Raw genomic sequence first — 18025 nt, 5'->3', positions numbered from 1 at the left:
AGTGATCAGGCCAGAACTTCGAAGACGTCGATCGTGGTGCCGGTTGCGTGGGACGTAGCGCGGCCCACGAACACCGAACGCGTGAGCCACTGAAGTCGTGGTGACGTCGTCCGAAATCGGGGAGTGGACTGGAAGTAGCCCATCTCTTCGCCGGACTCACCGGGGAGGTGACGGACTATCCCGAGGTTGACCACGTCGACGATGTCGTCCTGATCGGTACGAATCAGGTATCGCGCTTCGACCCGGTAGGCGTCGTCCGCGCGAGTCAGGCACCAGTCACCACCGCCGGGAATGATGGTTCCGGAAACATCGCCTTCGATGGTTCCGCCGATGATGGGAATGAACTCGAGCAGCTCGGTGGCTCGTTGTTCGAGGGGTAGGTAGGGGCCGGTGTCGGCGACGATGCGGAATGTGAATCGCAGCTCGGGTGCCGTGGGGGCGTCCATGGCTCGTCCTGTCTCGGGTCGTATCTTTTTGGTGTTGCAGTGACTATGGTCATAGTCACGGTGATAGTCAATAGCATTCACTAAGGAAATTGCGTCAGAGCGAGACGGAAACACGTCCGAACGCGCTCGATGCGTCGGACGCGAAGGGATGTGCCGATGAGTGCGGACGTACGCAAGCGTCGCAAGAGGGGATCGCTGTCGCAGGAGGAAATAATTGCCGCGGCATTGAGAATTCTCGACACCGAGGGCGAGCCGTCGTTGAAATTCTCGCGACTGGGTGACGAGTTGAAGGCGTCCCCGACGGCGGTGTACCGACACTTCGCAAGTCGCCACGACCTGCTCACCGCAGTGGCCGATCATCTCGACGAGCTGTCTCTGGACGGCTACGAGCCGACCGACGACTGGCGCGCGGATCTCGAAGATCTCGCGTGGCGTGCGTGGCGAACGACGACGGCGCACCCGGCGGCGGCCGCTGCCACGTTCTTCCTGATAACCAACGGACCGAACGAACTCAGGGCCGTCGAATGGGTTCTTCGGGCGATGCACATGGCCGGTTTGCGAGGCCGTGCCGCGGTGATCCAGTATCAGGTCTTCGCGAATCTGGTTCTCGGTTCGGTCAGTGCCGAGGGCGCTCGGCTCAGTGCGTCGGACCCGCGCGAAGTGGAGGAAGGGTGGGTCCAGGTCTACGCCCCGAAGCATCCCGAGAAGTTCCCGTATGCGGAGCAAGCCAAAGCCGAACTGGCACGGATGAATTACGAAGAGGTGTTCGCCAAGCAGATCGAGATGTACCTCGACGCGCTCGAGGCTCTTGCTTCGAGGGACCGAGAGTAGGTCCTTCCCCCCCCGGGGGTTTCATCGTTCGCTCGTTCGATTGTGGAGGTGCTCGACTCATGGTTTCGACTGCGGCCCAGATCGATAGGCCCGTAGCGGTGGTGACGGGTGCAGGCGGCCCCGACGGTATCGGGTTCGCCTGCGCACGAGCATTGGCGGCAACACACTCGCTCGTCATCGCTGCTACGTCGTCGCGGATCGAGCTCCGTGTTGCGGAGTTGACTGCTACCGGTGCGCAGGTGATCGGCTTCGTCGGCGATCTCACCGACTCGTCGACCGCGAAGCGACTGGTGAACGACGCAGTCGAACAGTTCGGCCGGGTAGATGTATTGGTGAACAACGCGGGCATGACCGCAACAACGGGCAGTGAAGAACAAACTCCGGCCGAGCTGACCTCGGACGATCAGTGGCACGCGGCAATTTCACGCAACCTCGACACGAACTTCTTCGTCACCCGCGCCGCGCTCGAGCCCATGGCGGAGCAGCGGTTCGGACGAATCGTGAACGTAGGGTCGGTATCCGGCTCGGTGATGGCCTACGGAGGAGATGCCTCGTACCACGCTGCCAAGGCGGCATTGGTGGGTTTGACGCGGTCGATAGCGATCGATAACGCGCATCGCGGAATCACTGCCAATATCGTTGCGCCAGGCTGGATCGCGACGGGATCGGCAACCGAACACGAAAACGCAATGGGAGCGGCCAGCCCGCTGGGGCGTTCCGGAAGGCCCGACGAAGTCGCGGCACTCGTCGCATTCCTCGCATCCGCATCGGCGTCGTACATTACCGGCCAGGTCCTCGTTGTCGACGGCGGTAACTCCATCGCCGAAGAGCGAGGCCGCGGCACGCACGCGTGACTACTCGAACCCCAACGTCGAGTAGCGGATACTCGACGGCGACGCGGAGCTGGCACCCTCGACGAAACGAGAGAAATCGATGAGCACCAAACCTCCACTTCTGTTGCTGCACGGAGTGACGATGTCGGCTCGAGCGTGGGACACCGTCGCACCGTTGCTCGAGAGGAACTACGACCTCGTCGTCCCGACCGCAGCGGGTCATCGCGGTGGACATCGTCTCGATCACGCGAGTATCGGTGCTCTGACCGATGTGACAGAGCAGCTGCTCGATGATCGTGGTCTCGACACCGTGCACATCGCGGGCAATTCGATGGGAGGGTGGATGGGTATCGAGCTCGCTCGCAGAGGCCGGGCCCGGTCGGTGTGCGCGCTCTCGCCCGCCGGTTTCTGGGAGCCCGACGCCGATCCGGGTAAGAGTCGGGCGACGTTGATCCGAACCAAGAAGCTGGCCGACGCCACCAGCTCGCTGATGCCGCCGCTGATGCGGTTCGGGTTCGTTCGCCAGCTCGCCATGCGTGATATTGCGTTGCGCGGCAAGCAGATGACGCACCAGCAGGCTGCCGCATCGTTCGAAGACCTCGTCGGATGCGATGCGACTCACGACCTGTTGAACACCCGCGAGAGCGTGGCACCGTTCGCCGAAATGCCGTGCCCTGTCACCGTGGCGTGGTCGAGTGGAGACCGCATCTTCCCGCCCGAACATTTCGTCCCTGCGGCCCGTCAGCGGCTACCCGGGGCGCATTTCGTCACGCTGGCAAACGTCGGCCATGTGCCGATGATCGACGATGCGGCACTGGTGGCGAAGACGATCGAGGAGTCCATCGTCGGTCGTTGACCACAAGAATCAGATCGTCGGCTCCAGGGCGTCGGCGAGCATGTGCATCGCTGCGGTGGTGGAAAGCGAACGCACACTTGCCCTGTCACCGGGCAGTCGAAGTGTCCGGGTGACGGTCGGCTGATCGCGGACGGCAATCGCGAAGCACACGGTGCCGACGGGCTTGAGTTCGGTGCCACCGCCGGGGCCTGCGATGCCACTGGTCGAGACAGCGATGTCGACACCCACCCGGTTCAGCGCGCCCTCCGCCATCAGTGCAGCCACCGGTTCGCTCACGGCTCCGTGCTGGTCGATGACCTCGGCTGGAACACCGAGAAGTTCGGTCTTCGCTTCGTTTGCATACGACACCACCGCGCCGATCACATATGCCGACGACCCGGCACGGTCGGTGAGACGAGCGGCGATCATGCCGCCCGTGCACGATTCTGCCGTTGCGATGCGACGGCCCGTCAAGCGACTCGCCACGATGTCGTCGATAGTAGATCCGTCGGTCGAAAAGACCTGTGAGCAATAGTGTTTCTCGATAAGTGCTGCGACGTCGGAGTATGCGGCCGCCGCTGATTCTGCATAGCGCGTCACCATTTCGAGTTCACCCTGGCGCAGGCAGGTGGTGATCTCGAGGTCGCCGAATCCCGTTATCTCGCGCTCCGCTGTTCGTAGGGTCGCCGCGAGGTCGGCCTCCGACAGACCGTACGCGCGGATGGTGTCCTGGCGAACCGCAGTACTCCTGGCCAACACTCGCGAGACCGGCGCTGTCTGCACAGCTTCGGGCCACATGGCCTGTAGTTCGCGCGGTGGGCCCGGCAGAATCAGAACCGCAGGCAGCATCCCGGAGTCACTCGCTGGTATCGCGACGCCGGGAGCAGTGCCGGTCGGCGAAATGGACAGCGCGCCTTGCGGAACCATGGCTTGCTTGCGGATGCCCGCGAGAAGGGGCTCCGAATCGGTCGAGGAACTCAGGCGGCTCCGCCAACGCTGCACGATCTGCTGGATGCGCTCCTCGAGTTCGACGTCGAGTTGCAGTTCTCGACCGTACAACGCGGCAACGGTCGCGACCGTGAGATCGTCGGCGGTCGGCCCCAACCCACCAGTGGTGACAATGAGGTCCATACGCTGATCGGCGAGGAAACGAAGTTGTGCGGTGAGATCATCGGGCCTGTCCCCGCACACGGTGATGTGGGCGACGTCGACGCCCAGTTCCAAGAGACGTTGGGCGACCCATGGGCCGTTCCTGTCGGACACCCGACCCGAAAGAACCTCGGTTCCCGTAACCACAACACCTGCTCGCACTGACATTCTTCGACTTTACTGTCACCGGGTTCGAGTGGACTCGTGACGGTGGTTCGATCGACACCGAATCCGGGGCCGCGGTGAGTTTCCGTACCGACGGCAGTCGATACCGGCGACATCGTGCATCTCGAACATCGGAGAACATCATGACCACGACGACCACTCCTGCAACCACGTCACGTACCGCTGCGCGCGTCGGCTGGGTCCTCACCGGCCTGCTGGCGCTGTTTCTGATCTTCGATATCGTCGGCAAATTGCTGAATGTGCAGCAGGTGAAAGACGCGACGGTGGAATTGGGGCTGCGCGACGAGATGACGCCCGTCATCGGCGTCGTGCTACTGGTGTGCTTGGTGCTGTACGTGGTGCCGCGCACCGCATTTCTGGGTGCCGTTCTCCTGACCGGCTATCTCGGTGGTGCCGTTCTCACCAACTGGCGGGTCGACAAGCCGCTCTTCAGCACGGTCCTGTTCGCGGTCTACGTCGGGATTCTTGCATGGGGTGCGCTGTACCTACGGGATCCGAAGGTGCGTCAGGTCGTGCCGATAGTGCGGTAGCGAGACGCCGCCTGTCGACACATGTAAGGGTCAGGACAACGGATTCAGACCCGACGTGACGGGACCCTCCAACACGGAGCCGTCGGCAGCGAAACGCGAACCGTGCAGCGGGCAGTCCCAGGACTTTTCGGCATCGTTCCACGCCACGATGCCGCCGAGGTGTGGGCACACCGCAGACACGCGGTGGGTGACGCCGTCGACGGTGCAGACAGCCTTCGGTGCGATGCCGGGCTCGACGTGGCCCTGACCCTCGACCAGTGGGGTTTTCGAGCCCCCGGTGATCGGCTTCGCCCATCCTTTCGTCATGTTCAGTCCCACGTTGGCATTGATACGGATCGCGTCGACGATGCCGGTGAGTTGGCGCAGATTCCAGCTGTCGTACGCGCCGGCCCAGTCGGTTCGACCGCCGAACGCCCGCTGTGCAAGAACGAGCGCGGACGCCGCGGCGTTCGTCATTCCCCATTTGTCGTACCCGGTGGCGACCCAGATGCGATCGTCGCCGGGCAGCAGTGGTCCGGCGTACGGCAGCGCGTCGATCGACCCGTAATCCTGCGCAGACCATCTGTATCGTCGTCGGGCCCCGGGGAAGTTCTCTGCGGTCCATTCGTCGAGGTCGTTCACCTGGGCCTGCGGAGAAGACTCGCGCCCGACGACGTGGTCGTTTCCACCGATGAGGAGTAGATCGCCGGCCGGGGTGGGCGCGTACCGGATCGATCGGCTGGGGGAGTCGGCCGAGAGGTACATTCCGCGTGGAACGTCGCCGTCGATCTCGTACGCAGCGGCATACGACCGCATCGGTTCCATTCGAGCGAAGAATGCACCGCGATCGAGAATGGGTGTGCCAGTGGCCAAGACGACCCGCGACCCGCGGAGTGGACCCTGATCCGTCTTGACGTCGACGTGACGAAGCCTTCGTCTCACACCGAGAGCTCGGGTGCCTTCGGTGATGTCCGCACCCGCGCTAGAGGCGTCCTCAGCCAAGGCAATGAGGGCGTCCATCGGATCGAACTGAGCTTGGTCCGGAACAGACACGGCACCGGCGACGTCGAAGGGAAGTTCGGTGTCGGTGCCGTAGGAGGCGTTCAGTCCGGCACCGAGAGCGACGCGCAATTCATCGCGAACGGCGGTGAGACCGGAGCTGGTCGTGGCGTACGTATGCGCGGTCTCGCGTTGGACAGCAATACCCCGCTCCGCGCAGTAGTCGAGCAGCCATTGCTGCCCAGCAGTGTTGCCCTGCACGTAACGTCGCACCTGCTGCTGCGAGTGTTTCGACGCTATCGACGACAGCTTCGTGCCCTGCAGAACACTGATCTTGGCTGTCGTGTTTCCCGTTGCGACAGCGCCGATCGTGCGGGCTTCGAGCACCGCGACGCGTTCTCCGGCTCGTGCGAACAGCAGGGCGGTGACCAAACCTGTGAGTCCGGCCCCGATGACCACGGTGTCGTACTTCTGTCTGAAATCGATCGCGCGGTAGGGCGTGCGGTCGGGTCGGTCGAGCCAGAGTGAGTTGGGCGGCATACAACCGAGTTCCCGCCTTCGTCGTCGCGAAACCCGGCAAAACCAGATCGCCGTACGCCGTCGTCAGTGAACGATATCGCCGGGCGGACGCGCAAGAGCGACGCAATTGCGGCCGTTGCGTTTCGCGCGATACAAAGCCTCGTCGGCGGCGGCGAGTGTTCGGTCGAACACGGTGCGGGTGGAGCGTGGATCCACCTGTGGCAGTGCGGCACCGACGCTGACGGTGATCGGGATGTCGTCTGCGACGTTATGGACGGCCTGTCGAAGGCGCTCGGCGAATTCGCCGAGCGTCGGCGTCGGATCCGAGACGAGGACGACGAATTCGTCGCCGCCCAGTCGTGAGACCGTCGCGTGTCGGCCGGCGCTCATGGTCAATCGCATTGCCGTCAGCCTCAACGCGACATCGCCCGCGGAGTGGCCGTGGTGGTCGTTGACGGCTTTGAAGTGGTCGATATCGATCAGCAACAAGGCCGGACGAACGGGGTCGTTGCCGGCACCGACTGCTCTGGCTTCCAGGCCTCGCCGGTTGAGCACTCCGGTCAGTGGGTCGGTCATCGCGTCGGACAGATGAACCCGAGAGGAGTGCAGTACTGCTCGTGAGAACGCCGACAGCAGCGTGACAGCGCCGTTGATCACCGTGATGGCCACGACGACTCGGAGGACGACCGATACGGCGTCGGTAGGGGTCTTCGCCAGCGCTGAAGATCCGAGTACGAGCATGTACACCGTGCTCCACCCGACGTGGAACCCGATCACTTTCGGTCGAGCGAAGTGCGCGGCGTACGCACCGACCAGTGCGAGAAGCATCGCACCCTGAAGCGCTGCAAGAGGATCAGCGTAGGTTGCCGTCACCACGGTGACACCGAGTTCGCAATACACGACGAACCAGTTGTTGACGGGTGCGCGGCGAGACCACCAGTCCATCCCGAATTCGGCTTTGCTCATGATCCGGGCGACGGGAATCGTGCTGATGCACACGGCGTAGGTCAGTACGGTGCCGAGTCCTTCGGTGGGGCCGTCCTGCGTGAACGTGGTGCCGATGCCGAGCAGCCCGAACAGCAGTGTCTGAACGACAACCCCCGTCCGCAGCAGCGGGTCGGGTGTCTCGTCGTTCGCCCGCATGCCGGCCGGTCGCTCGGTGGGCGCACGTCTTGCCGGTGAGTCCCGATGTCTACCCACCGAAACCGTCTCGTGTCATGTCCGATCGCCAGCGCAGACTGGCTCGGACTGCCTCCCCGACACGGTCGGCGAGGTCGGCGGCGAGTGGCTCGGAGTGGTGAAACGTAGGCGCCTGTTTCGGTTTCGGCAACCGGGCCGGTTCGAGCTTCGGTGCATGCCCGTCGATGCCCAACCGGAAGGCACTGTCCGGAGCCATCCGAGTCGAGGGTATGCGTTCGGCGTTGCGCGGAACCGCCGAACAGTCGATGGTGAGCAGCGTTCGATCCGGGCGCGCGAACGTCTGCTTGTCGGCAAGCGCGACATACAGTCCGTCGTTCGCCTCGGCGCGCGTCGCCAGTCGTGCGACGACCCGTCGAATGCGCTGCTGGCACTGTGTTCGGTCCGACGACACGACCAGCTCGGCACCCGGGACGGAAGATCGTGTGCTGCGCGCCGACTCCGTCAAGGACGTCCAGATGGCGTCGTCGTCCTCACCGAAATATGTTCGCAACAGCCAGAGTTCGGAGCTGCTCGCGCCGTCGGGCATGGTGATCCAATCCGAGAACTGTGGGGTGCGCCGAACGTGCGGTCAGGCGGAGGGGACAGCCCGGAGTTGCACGGGCACAGTATCGGCGAGGAAGGTCAGCTGATCTCCGATCACCGAGGAGAACAGCGGCTCCACGTACGGGTCGAAATGACCGCCTACGTAGGTTCGAACCGTCGCACCGCGGACTTTTGCCGCGGCGCGTTGTGCGACGGACGCCGGGGTCACTGTGTCTTCGGACGCAATCTGCACCAAAGTGGGGCAGTCGATACGTGACATCGTTCTCCCGGGGGAGTAGCGCCAGATCTTCAGAAGGATTCGTGCAGCGACGGTTTCGGGGTAGTCGCCGTCGGACAGTCCGGACTCGAGGACGAGACGGTCACGCCCCTTCATCGCGTCGGGCGAGACCATCACGGCTCGTTGGCCGGGTAGTCCGACGCTGTCGACGTAGCGCGGCGATCGGCCGAGGACAGCGCGCACACCGTCGGACATAGCGGCCGGAGCCAGCCGCACAGCCTGTCGCAATCCGGTTGCGCGAACAGCGGCAATGCCGTCGATGTGGGGAACCTGGGCGATGACGGCTGCGAATCGAACCCCGTTGCCCGCCAATGTCAATACGTGGCCACCGGCGAACGACGTTCCCCACGCGACGACTCGATTCTCGTCGACTCCGTCCAATGAGCGAGCGAAGTCGACTGCGTTTCGCCAGTCGGTGAGCTGTTCGTTCACGTCCAACAGCTGGCGCGGTTCGCCCTCGCTGTCCCCGAAGAACCGGTAGTCGAAGACGCACACCACGTAACCGGCCGCGACGAAACGCTCCGCGTAGGCGTACAGGCGCATGGCTCGGGGACTGCCGAACCCGTGGGCCATGACAATCACCGGCAGACGGTTGGAGGCCGGGCTGCGTGGGCGGAAAACCGTAGCAGCGCAACGAACTCCGTTCGAGTGGAATGACGTCTCGGTACGGGTGAAACCGGTGTGGTCGTCGGTGATCATGCGATTGTTCCTCTGTTCAGCAAAGACTGTATGGATCGAAACTCGTTACTTGAAGGGATTGAGTGTCCTGCCGAGGTAGTACCCGATACGTGTCGGAATCGGTTTGGCTGCAACAGCAGTCGCTTTGTTGACCAACCCGGGCACGCACACCGGAGTGCCGTTCTCGACCGCGCGCCATCCCTCGCGAACGACGTCCTCGGGGTTCTGCCACAGGATCGAGGGGAGTTTGGACGTGGCCGCCTCCCTGGTCCCCATGACGTCGTGGAACTCGCTGTGCGTGAAGCCCGGGCAGAGCGCGGTGACGTGAATGCCGTGGGGACGCAGCTCCATGTCGAGTGACTGCGACATGTCGAGTACGTAGGACTTGATGCCGGTGTACAGCAAACTGGCCGCGGGGGGAAGCAGGGCCGCCAGCGACGAGAGGTTGACGATGCGCCCGTATCCTCGCTCTTTCATGCCAGGAACAGTGAGGTGAGCAAGTTCGGTCACCGCCGTGATCATCACCTGGATCTCCGCGGCCAGCGACTCGAATGAAGCGTCGGCGAACTTCGAATTCCCGGACATTCCAGCATTGTTGACGAGTATGTCGATGTCCACCCCCAGGGCTCGCGTGCGCTCCATGATCGCGCGGGGAGCGTCGCGATCGGCCAGGTCGGCGGCCACCACGTCGCACCGCACGCTGTGGCGCGTGGTGAGCTCGTCTGCCAGTGCAGTCAACCGATCCTCGCGACGGGCTACCAGAACGAGGTTGTGTCCCTCGGCGGCGAGGTGACGGGCGAAGGCCGCGCCGATGCCTGCGGATGCGCCGGTGATCAGGGCTGTGCGTCCGGTGTTCGACATCTGCCACGTCTCCATCTCTTGAACGGTCATCAAGAACGGTAGCAGTGTCTTGAATGGCATTCAAGATAAACTCCGGGACATGCCCAAGAATCGCGGACTGCACGACAGGGAGAGCAAGCGCGACGACATCGTCGCCGCTGCCCGCGAGATGTTCGTATCCGACGGTTTCGAGCGCGCATCGATCAGCCGTCTGGCGAAAGCTGTCGGGATAACCCCGAACACCGTGTACTGGTACTTCGACGACAAGGACGACATCCTGGTCGCAGTGCTGACCGCTATCGCGGCCGAGGACGCGGCAGATTATGCGACCGTCGCGGATCGATCCCTGGCCGACCGTTTGGTCTGGCTCGTGGAGCAACTGCAGAGGGTGGGCCCTCTGGTGTCGACGGTGCACGACCGAGTTGCCAAGTCGGCAGCAATCGAACACTGGCACAACGGTTTCCACCACTTCGCGGAATCGTTGTTCGCTTCCGATATCGAGAAGGCTGGACTGTCCGGGTCCGAAGCCGATGCGATGCTGCGCATCGGCACGTTCGTCGTGGAGGGATTGCTGACGCACGCCCCGGCTCCGGAGGTCGTCCGTTCGGTGATCGATCGATTGGTCGCGACCATACCGCCTGTTTCGCGTACCAGCTCTACCGAATGACTCCGGTGCGCTGCGGATCTCGTGGTCGGTCGGTCAGCAGCCCGATCTCGGCAACAGTCAGGTCGGTCCGCGGGTCCCGCCACACGGCCGTTCCGTCGCACACCACCGGCAGGAGTAGTCGCTTCTCCTGGATCGGCCACTGAATGAACGGGTAATAGCCACCGCACGCGTCGACGATCCGAGTGGGTGCGCCGTGACCGGAGTCCGGGACGAACAGAAGACGCCACTCCTCGACGCATTCGAAAGCCTGCCATTCCATCGCTTCAGGCTGGCATACGAGCGCGCTGGGGCGATACCGAATTATGTTCGGCCGCCCCGCAGACCCGCGGCCCTGAAACCCGGTGCTCCCCCTCGAAGAACAGTAGGTGAGATGAGCCGCTGACGTCCGTGGATCAGGCCGTCAACAGGGATTTCACTGCGAGCAGGTCCACCTGGCGGATGGTCGGCGGCTCGGCCAGAAGCTCCTGCTGACGTTCGCGAAGCGACTTCACGATGCTGCCGTGCAGGTGGTCTTGGCGTCCGTCCTCGTCGGGGAACGTGTCGTAGATCGCGAACGTGTTCTCGCTCAACTTGATTGCATACCAGGTTGTGGTGCCCGGCTCGTCGAGTGCGTGGGCGTGCATCTCGGTGAGCCAGTTTTCCAGGGCGTCTGCCGTGTCGGGTTTGGCGGTGAGGGTGACCAGGAGTCCGACATTGCGGGGTGCGACGCGAATGGTCGTCGGCGGGGCCGGCCGGGGACCGGTCGTCGCGGTGGGCCGAAATGCCGCGCCGGGATGGTCGTCACGCAGCCGCGGCTGCCCCAGCACCAGTTCTCGCAGGGAGGTGGCCTCGGTTCGGTTGGTGTCGGGAATCAACCCGCGGCGACGGAGTTCGGGGGTGATCAATTCACCGAAGTCGCGGAACGTCTCGAAGTTGGTGACGCGAGCGATGTTGAAGCCGTCGACGTCGGCGATCTCGATCCACTCCTCGAAGTGATCGACGATCGTCTTCGGTGAGCCCACGATGCTCGCGCTCATGCCGCCCACGCACAGCCACTCCGCCAGTTTGCGCGGTGTCCATACCAATTCGCTGTCGACCCGAGTGAGCATGTCGCTGAACGCACGGATGCCGTCGCCTCGGAACTGGTCCAACGGCTTGTCGGGGTCGGCTCCCGAGAGATCGACTCCGGTCCATCCGCCCCACAGTGCCAGAGCGGCGTCGACCTGGGCGTGCTTCTGAACCTGCAGCAGTTTTTCGTGCGCGGCCTCGTCGGTCTCGGCGACGATGGGGGTGAGCATCATGATGATCTTCAGGCTTCGCGGATCGCGTCCCTGCTCGGCGGCCAACATGCGGTACTGGTCGACGATGGGGCGAACGTCGTGGGGGTTGACTCCGACGAGGAAGACCGCTTCGGCGTGCTTGGCGGCGAACTTGCGCCCCCGGGCCGACGCCCCGGCCTGGAACAGGAACGGCGTGCGTTGCGGGGACGGTTCGCCCAGATGCGCACCGGGAACGGTGAAGTACTTACCGGCATGGTCGATGTCGTGCACCTTGGACGGCTCGGTGTAGACGCCACGAGCGCGGTCGCGCACCACCGCGTCCTCTTCCCACGAGCCCTCCCACAGCTTGTAGCAGACCTCCATGAACTCGTCGGCGATCTCGTACCGCTCGTCGTGCGAGATCTGCTGCGTCAGGCCGAGATTGACTGCCGCGCTCTGCTGGTAGGACGTCACGACGTTCCACGCCACCCGGCCTTTGGTGAGGTGGTCGAGTGTCGTCATGGTCTTGGCGAACTTGTACGGCAGCTCGTAGGTGGACGAGACCGTCGCACCGTAACTCAGCGTCTTCGTCGCCGCGGCCATGGCCGAGATCGTCAACAGCGGATCGGCTACGGGCGCCTGCGCAGCGGTACGCAGTGCGGCGTCTCGGTTGCCGCCGTACACGTCGTAGAACCCCAGGACGTCGGCCAGGAAGAGGATGTCGAAACCCGCCGCTTCCAGCGTCTGGGCCAATTCCACCCAGTACTCGATGTCGGTGTAGCGGTGAGTCTGGTCATCGGCGTCGGTCCACATGCCGGGGTTCTGGTGCACCACGCACGCCATGTCGAAAGCGCTCAGTACCAGCTGCTTGCGTGCGGTGTCGGGCCCTGCGTTCATGTTCGGCTCTTTCGATCAGCGGGTCGGAGTACTGGGGTGAACCTGCTGCTCATCGCAGGTCGGTCGACATCAGACCTTGGAGGCGAGCACGTCGAACGACTGCACCGACGGCGCGTGCGCGAGCAGGTCGTCGGACAGTCGGGTGAGCACCCGATGGCCGTCCTGGCCGAGGGGCACCTTGCTTTCGGACGAACCGAAGATTCCGAACTCGGTGTTGGTGATTCGATACGCGTACCACGTCGCGGTCTGCGGATCCCGCGCCACCGATCCGAGTGCTTCGCCCAGGATCGCGGCGACCTCGTCCTGCTTTCCCTCTCGTGCGACCAGGTGGATCAGAGTTCCGTTGTTGAGCGCCATGCGGTGCGACTGTCCTCACTGTTGGGCAGACCGACGTCTACCACGGCTCGAGCATCGCCATCGAAGCTAACCCGTCCGAGTCCGTGCAGCGACGGTTCGAATCACCCTGATTCGAAGCCTGGCCAGCGGTCGCCGAGCGTGCGAAAGCGGCGACTCGAGTTGGCCGATGTCGCGGTGGGGCTCCTCTTGGCCTGTCGAGCGCGGTTCCTGACACGTCTGTGCAGAGCGAGTGCGAGGTCGACCGCCTGCCAGTACAGAATTCCGACGATGATCGACAGAACGAATGCCAGCACGGGGTGGTCGTCGCGGAGTGGCAGGTAGACCTGAAAGTGGGTCAGGTAGATGTAGAGCGAGGCGCTCGCCAACACTCCTGCCACCCGGCTCAGCATGATGGGGAATGGAATCGAAGACAGCCATACCAACATGCACAGGCCGACAGTGACGATGACTTCTCGTTGTGTGTCACCGAAGAAGAATCCGGGCACCGTGCCAACGATGGCCGCCGTCACCCACAGCTGCTGCCGGACAGTGTTCGCTTGCGCCGCAGCCCAACCCAAGGCGAACAACCAGAAGACCACCGACGCGGTCAGAATGCGGTTGGGGCTGTCGTCGATGTCGATCAGGCCATAGCGGGCGACGAGACCCAGGCCCACGAGTCCCATCGGGAACCAGAACGGTTGACAGCGCTCGAGACGATCGACGAACGGCACGAAAAGCAAAGCAGCTACGGCGAGAACGATGTACACGATCGCTTCGACGAACCAGTACCGCCATTCCGCAGACCACCCGTCCGGGCCGAGGATTCCGTTGAGCAGAAATGCACTGGTGATTCGATAGTCCCCGGTGAGGGCGATGACAGATCCGATCCAGAGCATGCTAGGAACGGCTATTCGGGCGACGCTGCGCAATACACGCCGCAAGCGCTCGTTGCGGTCGGCTGCGCCGAGGTGAAAGCGGGCGAAGTTGTAGCCGGCAATTCCGAGCAGTACGTGTGCTCCGCCGAGTACCGCGAACAGGTGGATGTGCGAGCCGACGATCAGAACGATCGCCAGGGCGCGCAGCAGGACGTTCGTCTCCACTCGGCGCCAACCGCGGCGCATGCGCGGGCCACGATCCAACTGCCGCACCGGTGTGGTGTGCCAATTCTCCGGGAGATGGCCCAGCATGGCCTCGAGGCGCAGGGACATACGGACGTAGGACAGGGAGTCGCCGCCCGAACTCACGAACGTACTGTCATCGTCCACCCGCGAGCAGTGCAGGATCTCGGCGAACAGCGCCTTCACGTCAGAGGTGGTCGAGACGGCGTCCGCAGGGTCGAGTTCGTGCCGGTTCGCGATGTCCGCGACCGCTCGCAGATCGGGTTTGCCGGTGGGCGTTCGCGGCAGTTCGTCGACGAGGCACACTCGGACCGCGGCGTCGGGGAGGCTGCTGGTCCGAGCGGCCGTGCGGCGGACCTTGTCGACTTCTCCGCCCTCCACGACGACGACCAGCTCGTCGACACCACCGGTGCAGCACGCCGTCAGCCCGTGCTGTGCGAGTGCGGACTCGACGTGCTGCAGGTCGATACGCAGGCCGAACACCTTCGCGAATCGACTTCGGCGCCCCACCACCTCGTAGAACCCGTCGTCCGTGAGCCGCGCGAGGTCGCCGGTGTGTAGTTCGCCCGCGAGGGTGTCACCGAGGCGAAGGTCGTCGGGACCCTCTGCGTAGCCGAGCATGACGTTCGGCCCGGAGTAGACGAGTTCGCCTGTCCCACTAGGGGAGTCGTCGACTGTCTCCAGGCGGAAGGAACCTCCGGGAATCGGACGGCCGATTGTGTGCGGGTGGGTGGCGGCGAGATCGGATGGCAGATAGGCCATTCGGGCGGTTGCCTCGGTCTGCCCGTACATGACGAACAGATCCCATCCCCGACGTCGACCCAGCTCGGCATATTTCCGGACGCGATCCGGCGGCATCTTGCCACCGGCCTGCGTGATGTAGCGCAGCTCGGGCAGATCCAGCCCTTCGAACCCCATCCGGTCGAGTAGATCGAAGGTGTACGGCACGCCGGCGAACGTTGTTCCGCGCTGAGTCCGCACGAGGTTCCAGAAGTTGGGATCGGTGACGGAAGAATCGGTCAGAATCAAGGCGGCACCGCGTAGAAGGTGGCTGTGCACGACCGATAACCCGTAGCAGTAGTGCATGGGCAGCGTCGTCACCGCTCGGTCGGTGGCGCGGATGCCGAGATACTCCGCGATCGACTCGGCGTTGGACTGCACGTTTCGGTGCGAGAGTCGGACGAGCTTGGGCGAACCGGTCGAGCCGGACGTGCTGAGCAGCAACGCGAGGTCGGGGTGCAGGTGATGCCCAGGTTGTCGGTCATCCTTCTCGATGACGCTGTGGCCGTCGACGGTGCGTACCACCACATCGGGCCGGTAGGCGTCGATCAGGCCGTCGAAGTGGCCGGAACTGTCGCCCGGAGCCAGCAGTACCGGATGCCCGGCCCGCAGCGCCGCCAGATAGGTGACAATCACGTCGATGTCGTTGGAACCGGCGATCATCACGAGACAACGCGTCGTCCCGAGTTCCGATACCCGACGCTCGACACGTTCGTCGAGGTCACGGTAGGTAAGCGTCTCGTGTGCCGCGATCAGGGCAGCTTCGTCACCGAAGCGGCCGAGGTCGCGCGCGAAGCGCACACCGGGTCGGTCGAGGTACGTCATCTCGCTGAGCACCGACGGAGTCTATATAAGGAATGCCGAACCTAACTAGAGGTCCTGTAGTGCTTACATCGCTCGGTATTGTCTTGGTCGCTCCACGGGGGCGAGGCGGCCGATCGTGGCCTAATCTCGAGGCGATGCGAATAGCGGTGGTGGAGGACGACGACGGCGTCGGCGACGCGTTGGTGGACGCGCTGACCGAGGTGGGGCACGACCCTGTCCGGATGCGCCGCGGTGCCGACCTGCTGCTCGGGTACCACGGCATGGGTGTCGTTCTCCTCGATCTCGGCTTGCCCGACATGGACGGCCTCGAGGCGCTTCGTAAGCTGCGGACCCTGAGTTCGGTGCCCGTGGTGGTGCTGACCGCGCGGGACGACGAGCGGTCGGTGGTCCGAGCGCTGCGCGCGGGCGCGGACGACTACGTCGTCAAGCCCGCTCGGTTGGGGGAGTTGCACGCGAGGCTGGAAGTGGCAGCGCGGCGACGGAGCGCAACGAGTGATGCGGCGGTGGATCGGCTCGAGTTGGGCGACGTGGTCGTCGATCTCGTCGGGCGCAGTGTCGAAGTCGACGGGCGAGACATCGGGCTGACCACCAAAGAGTTCGACCTGCTTGCGCACCTGGCGACTCGGCGTGGTGAAGCGGTGAGCCGCGAACAGCTGATGGATGCGATCTGGGGCGATGCGTACGTGGCGATCTCGCGATCGCTCGACGTGCACATGACGACGTTGCGTGCCAAGCTCGGCCGACCCGGGACCATCGCCACGATCCGCGGCTTCGGCTACCGCTGGGACGGCTGACGTGCGGCGCCGGGTTCTCGTGGTGCTTATGGTCTACTCGGCCGTCGTCGTTCTCGCGCTGTCGGTTCCGCTGGGATTGTTGCTGGGGCGCGAACGCGCCCAACGATTCGGTGAGAATCGAGCTGCCGCTGCAACGTACTTCGCGGAACTGAGCTCCCGGGAGGACGAGTCGGGTGATTCTCGAATCCGAGAGTCGGTGCAGCGCTACAACGATCTGTACGGCGAGGGGATCGTGGTGGTCGACCGCACCGGAGCGGTCCGTGCTGCATCGGGTCTGGATACGACGCGCACGGACGTTCAACAGGCGGTGGCCGGTGCCCTGCGCAATCAACGCGGTGGCCTTCCGTCGAGTGTGACGCCGTGGTCGCCGTCGTCGGTACTGGTGGCAGCACCGATCGGTGGGGGAACGCAGGTCGACGGTGCCGTGGTGATCGCAGCCTCCGCCGACGCGGCCCGCCGGGATGTGGCGATCGGGTGGGCGGTGATCGCTGTCGGTGCGCTGCTGATCTTGGCCACGGTGGCGCTGATCGCTGCTGCGTTGTCGCGCTGGGTCGTTCGTCCACTGACGTCGTTGTCGATGCGAGTCCAATCGTTCGGCGACGCCTTTCACGATCGCCGGCCTCTCGACGACTCGCCACGTCTCGAGTCGGACGCACACGTCGGTCCGCCCGAGGTTCGAGCGCTCTCGCGTGCGTTCGACGCGATGGCAGACGATGTGGAGAACGCGACCGCTGCGCAGCGTCGTCTCGTGGCCGACACCGCCCATGCATTGCGTAACCCGTTGGCGGCATTACGAATTCGACTGGACGTGTTGGGAATGCGGGTGCCCGAATCGGTCGCCGAAGCGCACCAGCGAACGACACTGGAGGTCGATCGGCTCGACTCCGTCGTCGAGGATCTTCTCGTTCTCGCTGCTGCCGAGACGCCGGTCCTGCATCGCGAGACCGCGTGCGACGTACTGTTCGTGCTCACCGACAGAGTCCGATTCTGGTCGAGCGCACTGACAGTGGCCGGGCTGACCGTCCATGTCGCGGATCCCGACCCGGGAGCCGATCACACTGCTGCGGTACCGGAGGAAGACCTGGTGCGCATGCTCGACGCGATCCTGAGCAACGCGACCAAGTACGCCGGTTCGGGAGCGGATGTCGACATCGACTGCCGAGCCGGCGACGATCACGTCGTGGTGTCGATCACCGACACCGGCCCAGGTGTATCCGCTGCCGAATTACCGATGATCGCGGACCGGTTCTTTCGGGCATCGAGTGCTCACGGGACCGGAACGGGGCTCGGCCTGGCAATAGTCGCGGCCCTGATCGAACGAGTGGGAGGACGCCTCGAGGTCGACGCTCATCGACCGTCCGGTTTGATCGTCCGAATGCTGCTCCCGCGTCACGGCTCGAGCGGGTCCTTGTCCTAAGGGAGTGTTAGGAAACGCGAAACAGCTTGGTTCTGGCTGTGCTGGGGGTCACAGTAGAAGGACTTCGGTTGCCGTCACGCGTTCGGCGACCCACCCGCAAGCTATCTG

At 64.1% G+C, this 18025-nt stretch carries 17 protein-coding genes and 1 pseudogene; 7 read left to right on the top strand and 11 right to left on the bottom strand.

Annotated elements, in window-relative coordinates:
* Positions 1-5 precede the first annotated feature (5 nt).
* A complete protein-coding gene (locus tag CH268_RS23230; protein ID WP_094666023.1) occupies positions 6-446 on the bottom strand; it encodes a DUF3237 family protein in 441 nt (146 codons plus the stop codon).
* Positions 447-602: 156 nt separating this feature from the next.
* Here CH268_RS23230 and CH268_RS23225 point away from each other — a divergent pair, with 156 nt between their 5' ends.
* The 3 genes from CH268_RS23225 to CH268_RS23215 all read left to right on the top strand — a co-directional run bounded on the left by CH268_RS23225 (position 603) and on the right by CH268_RS23215 (position 2966).
* Positions 603-1277: a TetR/AcrR family transcriptional regulator gene (locus tag CH268_RS23225; RefSeq protein ID WP_217900937.1), complete on the top strand. Its 675-nt coding sequence runs from the start codon at positions 603-605 to the stop codon at positions 1275-1277.
* 59 nt (positions 1278-1336) lie between these two features.
* Positions 1337-2131 carry an SDR family NAD(P)-dependent oxidoreductase gene (locus CH268_RS23220; RefSeq protein ID WP_032383918.1) on the top strand — a complete coding sequence of 265 codons (795 nt, stop codon included), beginning with the start codon at positions 1337-1339 and terminating at the stop codon, positions 2129-2131.
* 79 nt (positions 2132-2210) lie between these two features.
* A complete protein-coding gene (locus CH268_RS23215; protein WP_094666022.1) occupies positions 2211-2966 on the top strand; it encodes an alpha/beta fold hydrolase in 756 nt (251 codons plus the stop codon).
* 9 nt (positions 2967-2975) lie between these two features.
* On the opposite strand, the gene CH268_RS23210 is transcribed toward CH268_RS23215, so the two are convergent.
* Positions 2976-4262, bottom strand: a complete 1287-nt coding sequence (locus tag CH268_RS23210) for a competence/damage-inducible protein A (protein ID WP_094666021.1) — start codon at positions 4260-4262, stop codon at positions 2976-2978.
* 140 nt (positions 4263-4402) lie between these two features.
* On the opposite strand from CH268_RS23210, the gene CH268_RS23205 reads away from it, so the two are divergent.
* Positions 4403-4810, top strand: coding sequence for a DoxX family protein (locus CH268_RS23205; RefSeq protein WP_094666195.1), 408 nt, complete (start codon positions 4403-4405; stop codon positions 4808-4810).
* 30 nt (positions 4811-4840) lie between these two features.
* On the opposite strand, the gene CH268_RS23200 is transcribed toward CH268_RS23205, so the two are convergent.
* The 5 genes from CH268_RS23200 to CH268_RS23180 all read right to left on the bottom strand — a co-directional run bounded on the left by CH268_RS23200 (position 4841) and on the right by CH268_RS23180 (position 9866).
* The gene (locus tag CH268_RS23200) at positions 4841-6328 is read right to left on the bottom strand and encodes an FAD-dependent oxidoreductase (RefSeq protein ID WP_094666020.1); all 1488 of its coding nucleotides are present in this window, start codon (positions 6326-6328) and stop codon (positions 4841-4843) included.
* Positions 6329-6391: 63 nt separating this feature from the next.
* Positions 6392-7450, bottom strand: coding sequence for a GGDEF domain-containing protein (locus CH268_RS23195; RefSeq protein WP_094666019.1), 1059 nt, complete (start codon positions 7448-7450; stop codon positions 6392-6394).
* Between the two features lie 49 nt (positions 7451-7499).
* The gene (locus tag CH268_RS23190) at positions 7500-8033 is read right to left on the bottom strand and encodes a DUF6924 domain-containing protein (RefSeq protein WP_027496150.1); all 534 of its coding nucleotides are present in this window, start codon (positions 8031-8033) and stop codon (positions 7500-7502) included.
* A gap of 42 nt (positions 8034-8075) precedes the next feature.
* Complete coding sequence (locus CH268_RS23185) at positions 8076-9026, bottom strand: alpha/beta hydrolase (RefSeq protein WP_094666018.1); 951 nt, start codon at positions 9024-9026, stop codon at positions 8076-8078.
* 45 nt (positions 9027-9071) lie between these two features.
* Entirely contained in the window at positions 9072-9866 is a 795-nt protein-coding gene (locus CH268_RS23180) for an SDR family NAD(P)-dependent oxidoreductase (protein WP_032393382.1), read from the bottom strand.
* A 79-nt stretch (positions 9867-9945) separates the two neighbouring features.
* On the opposite strand from CH268_RS23180, the gene CH268_RS23175 reads away from it, so the two are divergent.
* A complete protein-coding gene (locus CH268_RS23175) occupies positions 9946-10512 on the top strand; it encodes a TetR/AcrR family transcriptional regulator (RefSeq protein WP_032372992.1) in 567 nt (188 codons plus the stop codon).
* On the opposite strand, the gene CH268_RS23170 is transcribed toward CH268_RS23175, so the two are convergent.
* The 4 genes and pseudogenes from CH268_RS23170 to CH268_RS23155 all read right to left on the bottom strand — a co-directional run bounded on the left by CH268_RS23170 (position 10502) and on the right by CH268_RS23155 (position 15706).
* Positions 10502-10771, bottom strand: coding sequence for a hypothetical protein (locus CH268_RS23170; RefSeq protein WP_094666017.1), 270 nt, complete (start codon positions 10769-10771; stop codon positions 10502-10504). The genes CH268_RS23175 and CH268_RS23170 overlap by 11 nt on opposite strands.
* A gap of 496 nt (positions 10772-11267) precedes the next feature.
* Positions 11268-12647, bottom strand: a pseudogene (locus CH268_RS23165) (LLM class flavin-dependent oxidoreductase); the annotation flags it as partial.
* A 69-nt stretch (positions 12648-12716) separates the two neighbouring features.
* Positions 12717-13004: a hypothetical protein gene (locus CH268_RS23160; protein ID WP_032408129.1), complete on the bottom strand. Its 288-nt coding sequence runs from the start codon at positions 13002-13004 to the stop codon at positions 12717-12719.
* Between the two features lie 101 nt (positions 13005-13105).
* Complete coding sequence (locus CH268_RS23155) at positions 13106-15706, bottom strand: AMP-binding protein (RefSeq protein ID WP_094666194.1); 2601 nt, start codon at positions 15704-15706, stop codon at positions 13106-13108.
* 134 nt (positions 15707-15840) lie between these two features.
* Here CH268_RS23155 and CH268_RS23150 point away from each other — a divergent pair, with 134 nt between their 5' ends.
* Positions 15841-16500, top strand: coding sequence for a response regulator transcription factor (locus CH268_RS23150; RefSeq protein WP_032385566.1), 660 nt, complete (start codon positions 15841-15843; stop codon positions 16498-16500).
* A gap of 1 nt (position 16501) precedes the next feature.
* Positions 16502-17917 carry a sensor histidine kinase gene (locus CH268_RS23145; RefSeq protein WP_255182485.1) on the top strand — a complete coding sequence of 472 codons (1416 nt, stop codon included), beginning with the start codon at positions 16502-16504 and terminating at the stop codon, positions 17915-17917.
* Positions 17918-18025 lie beyond the last annotated feature (108 nt).

This window comes from Rhodococcus sp. 06-1460-1B, from assembly GCF_002258475.1.
Classification (GTDB): Bacteria; Actinomycetota; Actinomycetes; order Mycobacteriales; family Mycobacteriaceae; genus Rhodococcoides; species Rhodococcoides fascians.
The sequence above is the reverse complement of the archived record's forward strand: the minus strand, read 5'-3'. Positions and strand labels throughout refer to the sequence as shown.